Origin of the sequence: Kitasatospora sp. NPDC056181, from assembly GCF_042266225.1 — a bacterium.
Taxonomy (GTDB): Bacteria; Actinomycetota; Actinomycetes; order Streptomycetales; family Streptomycetaceae; genus Kitasatospora.
Genome location: NZ_JBHJUK010000023.1, coordinates 74,957 through 83,070, shown reverse-complemented (window position 1 = coordinate 83,070; position 8,114 = coordinate 74,957). Strand labels below are relative to the sequence as shown.

General features: G+C 72.5%; 2 protein-coding genes. One reads left to right on the top strand and one right to left on the bottom strand.

The features are described from left to right. Positions 1–407, bottom strand: a 407-nt coding sequence (locus ACFC1F_RS12185) for a carboxyl transferase domain-containing protein (protein WP_376157525.1), incomplete at its 3' end; no start/stop codon positions are given. 910 nt (positions 408–1,317) lie between these two features. Here ACFC1F_RS12185 and ACFC1F_RS12180 point away from each other — a divergent pair. After that, on the top strand, positions 1,318–8,114 hold a 6,797-nt coding region (locus tag ACFC1F_RS12180; protein WP_376157523.1), incomplete at its 3' end, for an SDR family NAD(P)-dependent oxidoreductase.

The following is an 8,114-nucleotide window of genomic DNA, read 5'->3' as shown; positions in this document are numbered from 1 at the left end:
GCGATGGCCATGTCCATGATCTTGTGGATCTTCTGCGCGTGGGCCTCGCCCAGCGCACCGCCGAAGATCCGGAAGTCGTGCGCGTAGGTGAACACGGTCCGCCCGTGCACGGTGCCCCAGCCGGTGATGACACCGTCGGTGTGCGGCTTCTTCGCCTCCAGGCCGAAGCCGGTGGCCCGGTGCCGGCGCAGCGGCTCCACCTCACGGAACGAACCCTCGTCCAGCAGCAGGTCGATCCGCTCACGGGCGGTCAGCTTGCCCTTGGCGTGCTGGGCCTCGGTGGCCTTCTCGCTGGGGCCGCGGCGGACCTGCTCGCGCAGTTCGTGCAGCTCGGCGACCCGCCCGTGGGCGTCGGCCGGGATCTCGGGGATCTCGTCGCCGACCGGCGCCTCATGCACAACCGTCATCTCGAACCACTCCAAGGGTGAGGGAACCGTCCGAGCCCGCAGGCGGTGATCCGCTCCGCTGGGCGAACACTTCTTCGGTCATGCACACTACTGAACCAGCAGGCGCGATGTCGGACTGTTGATCAAGTTCGCAGCCCCGTAAGGCTGTTGTCGAGTCCTCTGGCTGATACCGCATCACCTTCGCCCGAAATCAGCGGTCGAATGCCCCGGGCCGGCTCGCCGGCGGGATTTTTCGGGCCTGCCGGCCGGCGATCCGGTGGCGGAGGGGGCCGGATCAGACCGGCGGCGAGGGTGGGAAGTTGGTGGCCGTCGCAGTGGCCCGGGGACCGGATTCCGTCGCTCCCTGTCCACCCTTGGTCAGCACAGAGCACCAATCGTTTACTTGACGCCCGGTTAGATCTTGCAGGATTCTGTTCCCGGAAGGGCATGTTCATGGTGTCGACAAGGGAGGGAGGCTCCTGCATGGCCGGAAGCGGTCACCTCAGGGTCTTGACTCACCGGACACCAAGGATTAGCCCGGCCCGTGCGGACCTGTCCCGCACTGCCGAGGGACGGAATGCCCCACATCTGCTGGGCATTTGGCAAGCGCGAGCCGCCGGCTGCGCTAAAGAGGACCGCGGCGGTTGGGAGCGCGTCAAAACACGAACCGACACGTAATCCGACTGGTCGTCACCCAGGGCGGGTCGGGTTGCGTCGCGCCGTAAAGGCGTGGTCGGACGAGATCCAGGCACCGGTTCGGCGGATGCCGGCAAAGAGGCCGGCAAGGGTGTGCCTGTTGATCCCCGTGCGGAGTTCCGGCTCCCGCACGGGCAATTGACGCTCGACACCGAGGCGCGCCCGCGGCCGTGGCACCGCCACGGCCGCAGTCCGTTACGGCCGGGACACCGGGGATGTCAAGAGGGGTCTTCCCATGCAGAAGAACGACGTTGCCGTCATCGGCATAGCGTGCAGGTTTCCCGGGGCGGAGAACTATCAACAGTTCTGGGACAACCTGAAACACGGCCGGTCGCACATCGACGAAGTCCCCCGGAGCCGTTGGGACTGGAGGAAATACCCTTCTCCGGACGGCGATCCCGGTGACGGACCGGTGCGCCGGGGCGTCAGCAAATGGGGCGGCTTCCTCACCGACGTGGACGCCTTCGACGCGGCGTTCTTCCGTCTCTCCCCGCTGGAGGCGGAGAGCACGGACCCGCAGCAGCGAATCATGCTGGAACTCGCCTGGTCGTGTATCGAGGACGCCGCCGTGCGGCCCGAAGCACTGGCGGGAACGAGTGTCGGGGTCTTCCTCGGTTCCTACAATCTGGACTACAAGGAACTCCAGGAGCGGGAGCTGCGCGAGGTCGCGGCGCACCACTCCACGGGAACCGCGGGCGCGGTCATCGCCAACCGGATCTCCCACTTCTTCGACTTCCGCGGGCCGAGCGTGGCGGTCGACACGGCCTCCTCCGCCTCCCTGCACGCCCTGCACCTGGCCGTCCGGTCGCTGAACCAGGAGGAGTGCGGCGTCGCGCTCGCCGGCGGGATCAACCTGGTGCTGACGCCGGGGCGCAACGTCTCCTTCTCCAAGACCGGCATGCTGTCCCCCACCGGCTCCTGCAAGACCTTCGACGAGCGGGCCGACGGCTACGTCCGGGGGGAGGGCGCGGGCCTCGTCCTGCTCAAGCCCCTCGCCGACGCCGTCCGCGACGGCGACACCATCCACGGCGTCATCAAGGGCAGTGCGGCCAACCACAGCGGCCGCACCCGCACCCTGACCTACCCCAACGACGAGGCGCAGGCGCAGGTCATCGCGGACGCGATCCGCCGGGCCGGGATCTCCCCGGACACCATCGGCTACGTCGAGGCGCACGGGACGGGGACGCCGACCGGCGACCCGGTGGAGATCCAGGGCCTGGTGAAGGGGTTCCGGGCGGCCCGCGGCGACGCCGAGGCGCCCGGGGCCGGCACGGAGGCGGAGCCCGGACCGTCCGGCCACTGCGGCCTGGGCTCGGTGAAGCCGAACATCGGCCACCTGGAAGCCGCCGCGGGGATCGCCGGATTCATCAAGGTCCTGCTGGCGATGGGCCACGGGCAGCTGCCGGGCCTGCACGACTTCCGGACCCTGAACCCGCGCATCCGCCTGGAGGGCACGCCGTTCCACATCGTGGAATCCCTGCGCCCCTGGAAGCCGCTGCTCTCGGAGGCGGGTGAGCCCCTTCCCCGCCGCTGCGGCGTCAGCTCCTTCGGCTTCGGCGGCACCAACGCGCACGTCGTGCTGGAGGAGGCGCCGCCGCGCACCGCGGCCGCCCGCCGGCCCCGCCCCGGCTACCTGATCTGCCTCTCCGCCCGGACCACCACCGCGCTGGAGCAGCGGCTCCGCGACCTGGCCGGGTGGCTCGACCGGGAGTGGCCCGGGGTCGACCTGACGGACCTCAGCGCCACGCTCCTCCTCGGGCGCGAGCGCCTCGACCGCCGGACGGCGCTGGTCGTGCGCAGTACCGACGAGCTACGGGTGAAGCTGAAACGCCTGCTGGAGGCCGGGCGGGCGAGGAACTGCCTCCACGACCGGGGCTCCGCCGGGCAGCCGGCCCCGGCCGACGGGGAGCAGGCCGCAGTGCCGGGCCCCGAGGGGCCGCGCCGCGAGGTGTCGGAGGCGTTCCACCTCGGCGCGGAGGTCCCCGCGGACGAGTACACGGAACAACTCCTGGCGCTGGCCGAGGCGTTCGCGGAGGGGGACGGCCTCCCCGGGGCGGACCTCTTCCGGTCCGTCGGGGCGCGCAGGCTCCGCCTGCCGACGTACGCGTTCGACCGGCGGCGCTTCTGGATCACCCCGGACGTCGCCGACGGCACGCCGGCCCCGGCCGGGGGCCTGGCAGCCGGGGGCGCAGCGGCCGGGCAGGGAGCGGCCGAGCACGAAGAGAACCGGCACGAAGATGCCCGGCACGAGGCCGGGCACGAGGAACCAGCATCGGATGCGGGCGGCAACGCACGCCACTGGGAGTGGGCAGGTTTGGGCGTCGAAGAGAGTGTCGAGGCGGATCTCCGGAGCATCGCGGGCCGGGTCCTGAAGCTCGCGGCGGACGAGATCCACCCGAAGGACCGGCTGACCGACCTCGGGTTCGACTCGGTCGGCAACACACAGCTGGCCCTGAGGGTGGGCGAGCACTTCGGGATCGACGTCACGCCCGAGCTCTTCTACACCTACTTCACGCTGGAGATGCTTCGGGACCACCTCGTCCGCGACCACCGGGACGCCGTCCGGCGCACCTACGCCGACGCCCCCGCCGCCGAGGACGCCGGGAACGCCGGGGCCGACGCCTCCGCCGAGAACGCCCCTGCCGCCGAGGCCGCCACCGAAGCGACCCCTGCCCCCGCCGACGCCCCCGACGCCCCCGGTGCGTCCTCCGCCGACGACGACGCCATCGCGGTCATCGGGATGAGCGGACGCTTCCCGCAGGCCCGGACGGTCGACGAGTTCTGGAACCTCCTCGCCGAGGGCCGGGAGGCGATCGGGCGGATACCCGCGGACCGGCTGGAGAGCTGGCGCGGCCCCCTCGACGTGACCGGCGTCAAGGGCGGCTGGCTGCCCGGCGCGGCCGAGTTCGACCCGCTGTTCTTCGAGATCTCCCCCAAGGAGGCCGAGGCCATGGACCCGCGGCAGCGCCTGCTGCTGCAGGAGTCCTGGCGGGCCCTGGAGGACGCCGGCTACGGGGCCGAGCAGCTCCGCGACAACACCATGGGCATGTTCGTCGGCGCCGAGCAGGGCGACTACCAGCGCCTCACCGGGGACGAGGAGACGCTCACCTCCGGCCACGACGGCATCCTGGCCGCCCGTCTCGGATACTTCCTGAACTTCTCGGGCCCGGTGCTCAGCATCAACACGGCCTGCTCGGCGGGCCTGGCCGCCGTGCACCAGGCCTGCCTGAGCCTGCGCACCGGCGAGTGCGACACCGCGGTCGCGGCGGGCGTCAACCTCCTGTCGACGTCCACGTTCTTCGAGCACGCGACCCGGTCCGGCATGCTGTCGGACGACGGCGTCTGCTACGCCTTCGACAAGCGTGCCAACGGCCTGGTGATGGCCGAGGCCGTCGCCGTCGTGGTGCTGAAGCCCCTGGCGAAGGCGGTCGCCGACGGCGACCGGATCCACGCCGTCATCCGGGCCAGCGGCGTCAACTACGACGGCCGGACCAACGGCATCACCGCGCCCAGCCAGCCCGCGCAGGCCGCCCTGCTGGGCGCCGTCTACGAGCGGTTCGGCATCGACCCGGCCGGCATCGACCACGTGGTGGCGCACGGCACCGGTACCCGCCTCGGCGACCCCATCGAGGTGAACGCGCTCGCCGGCGTCTTCGGCCGCTACACCGACAAGAAGCAGTACTGCGCGCTGACCTCGGCCAAGACCAACGTCGGGCACACCCTGGCCGCCTCCGGCGTGGTCAGCCTGATCGGACTGGTGCAGGCCCTGCGGCACGAGACGCTGCCCGCGAGCCTGCACTGCGAGCAGGAGAGCGACTACATCAACTGGGCCGACAGTCCCTTCTACGTCAACCGGGAGGCGCGACCCTGGAAGGACGCCCCGGGCCGCAAGCGGCTCGGCGCGGTCAGCTCCTTCGGCATCAGCGGCACCAACGCCCATGTCGTGGTGGAGGGTTACCGGGCCGAACCGGTCCGCTCCGGTGCCGCCGACCGGCCCTCCCAGCTCCTCGTGCTCTCCGCCAAGACCGACGAGGCGCTGCGGACCAGGGCGGCGGAGCTGCTCGCCCTCCTGAAGGACGGCGGGGCCGCGGAGCCCGGCCTCGACGGGATCAGCGCCACCCTGCTCGGCGGCCGGCACCACTTCGCGCACCGCTGTGCGCTGGTCGCCGCCACCCGCGAGGAGGCCGGGCAGCTGCTCCAGCAGTTCCTCGACGGCAAGAAGGCCCCCCAGCTCTTCCGGGGGGTGGCCGGCCGGGACTTCCAGCCCCAGGTCGCCCTCACCGAGTACGGCAACGAGCTGATCGGGCGCGCCGCCGGTGCGGCCGGCGACCGCGGCCGCTACCAGGACACCGTCCGCGCCCTGGCCGACCTCTACTGCCAGGGCTACGAGCTCGCGTGGGCGCGGCTCTTCGGCGACCGGCCGCCGCTGCCCGTGTCGCTGCCCGGCTACCCCTTCGCGCGCGAGACCTACTGGGCCGCGGCGGACGGGTCCCGCCCCGCCCTCGCGGCGGCCGGCCAGGGCGCGCGCCCGCGCCTGCACCCGCTGCTGGACGCCAACGAGTCCACGCTCCACGCGCAGCGGTTCGGCAAGCAGCTGTCCAAGGACGAGTTCTTCCTCCGCGACCACGTCGTGGACGGCAAGATCCTGCTCCCGGGCGTCGCCCACATGGAGATGGCGTACACGGCCGCCCGGCTGTCCAGCGGCTCCGACGCCGTGACGCTGCAGGACATCATCTGGGGCCACCCGATCGTCATGGAGGAGGACTCCCGGACGGTCAACATCGAGCTGAGCCCGCTCAAGCAGGACACGCTGGACTACCTCGTCTACGCCGAGACCGACGGCCGGCGGACGGTGTTCTCGCAGGGCCGCGCGAACTACGCCGCGGAGCAGCCCTCGCGGGTGCGGGGCAGCATCGACATCCCCGGCATCCTGGCGCGGTGCACCGGCCGCCAGGAGAACGCGGAGATCTTCGCGAGCTTCCGGGAGCTGGGCTTCGGCTACGGCGAGACCTTCCAGGCCATCGAGACGCTGCACTGCGGCGAGACCGAGGCACTGGCCCGGATCGTCCTCGGCGACGGCCTGGAGGACGAGTACCCCGCCTTCACCATGCACCCCTCGCTCTTCGACGCCGCGCTCAACACCCTGCGCGGCATCGGCCACCAGGACGGCGTGCTGAGGATCCCGTTCAGCCTCGAAGAGCTCGTCGTCTTCGCCCCGATCCCGAGCACCTCCTACTGCCACGCCACGATCCACCGGATCGCGCGCGACGGCGCGGTCAGCGTCAACCTGGCGATCTGCGACGAGAACGGCGCGGAGTGCGTGCGCGCCACCGGCCTCGTCTTCAAGGAGTTCGCGGCCAAGAAGGACGAGGAGCTGCACCTCTACGTCCCGCGCTGGACCGAGGGCACCCCGCAGGAGTCCGGCGCCCCCGCCGGCGCGGACGGCGTCCTGCTCGTCCTCGACGACGACGAGGCGCGCCCGGCGCGGATCGCGGCCGCCCGCCGCGGCCCCGTCGTCCGGGTGACGGCCGGCCAGGCCTTCGCGGAGCCGGCCCCTGACGTCTTCACCGTCGACCGCCGCAGCGGCGCCGACTTCGACCGTCTGCTGCGCACGCTCGGCGAACGCGGCCGGCTGCCCCGGGAGATCGCCGACCTCTGGGCGCTGACGCCCGGTCGGTCCGACCTCACCCTCGGGCTGGAGAGCCTGCGCCACCTCTTCCGGGCCGTGCACCGGGCCGGCGTCGAGCAGGAGATCCAGTACCTGGCCGTGCTGCCGGGCGAGCAGGGCCCCGGTGCCCAGGAGCCGTCCCGGGCGGCGGCGGAGGCACTCTCCGGCTTCGCCCGCGCCATGACGCCCGTCAACCACCTGTTCCGGATGAACACCCTCCAGCTCGACGCGGCCGCCGGCGCCGGCGCCGAGGCCGTCGCCGCCGGCGTGCTGCGGGAACTGCACCTCGCCGAGGGCCCCACCGCCCGCGGCGGGCACGAGATCCGGCACACCGGCGCCACCCGCTCCGAGCGGGTCCTCCGGCCGTGGACCGCCGGCGGCAAGCCCGCGGCCTCGCCGCTGCCCCTGAAGGAGGGCGGCGTCTACCTGATCAGCGGCGGCGCCGGCGCGCTGGGGCTGCACCTCGCGACCTACCTCGCCCAGCAGTGCCGGGCCAGGCTCGTCCTGCTCGGGCGCCGGCAGCCCGACGCCGAGCGGCGGGAGAAGCTCGCCGCGCTGGAGGCGGCCGGGGCCGAGGTCCTCTACCTCGCCTGCGACGTGGCCGACCGCGCCGACGTCGGCCGGGCCCTGTCCGCGGCGCGGGAGCGCTTCGGCAGCCTGGACGGCGTCTTCCACAGCGCCGGCATCGTCGGCAGCCTGGGCGTCATGGAGGCCGACCAGGCCGAGTTCGACGCCGTCCTGGCGCCGAAGCTGCACGGCACCGTCCACCTGGACGAGCTGACCGGGCAGGACCCGCTGGACTTCTTCGTCCTCTTCTCGTCCATCGCCGCCCACGTCGGCGACTTCGGGCAGGGCAGCTACGCCGCCGCCAACCGCTTCCTCGACGCCTACGCCCACCAGCGGGAGGCGCTGCGGGCCGAGGGCCTGCGCCACGGCCGGAGCATCTCGGTCAACTGGCCGTACTGGGACGAGGGCGGGATGCTCGGCGACATCGAGCAGGACGGCACCGCCAAGACCCTCTACTACGACTACTCCGGCATGCGCGGCCTCAGGACGGCCGAGGGCATCCAGGCGCTGCTGAAGATCCTGGTCTCCGGCGAGACCCAGGTCGTCGTGACCAAGGGCGAGCGGGCGAAGATCGAGAAGGTGCTGCGGGTGGCCGGCGCGGACCGCGCCAAGGCGGCCCCGAAGGCCCCGGCGGCGCGGGCGGTGGCCGCCGCGGCGGTCCGCCCGTCGGTCCAGGCGCGCGTGACCGTCCCCGTTGCCGCGGTCGCGGAGCCGGTGGTGGTTGCGGGTGGTGGTTCGGAGGAGTTGCTGGGCCGGACGGTCGAGTACCTGAAGGACCGTCTGTCGCAGGTGTTCCG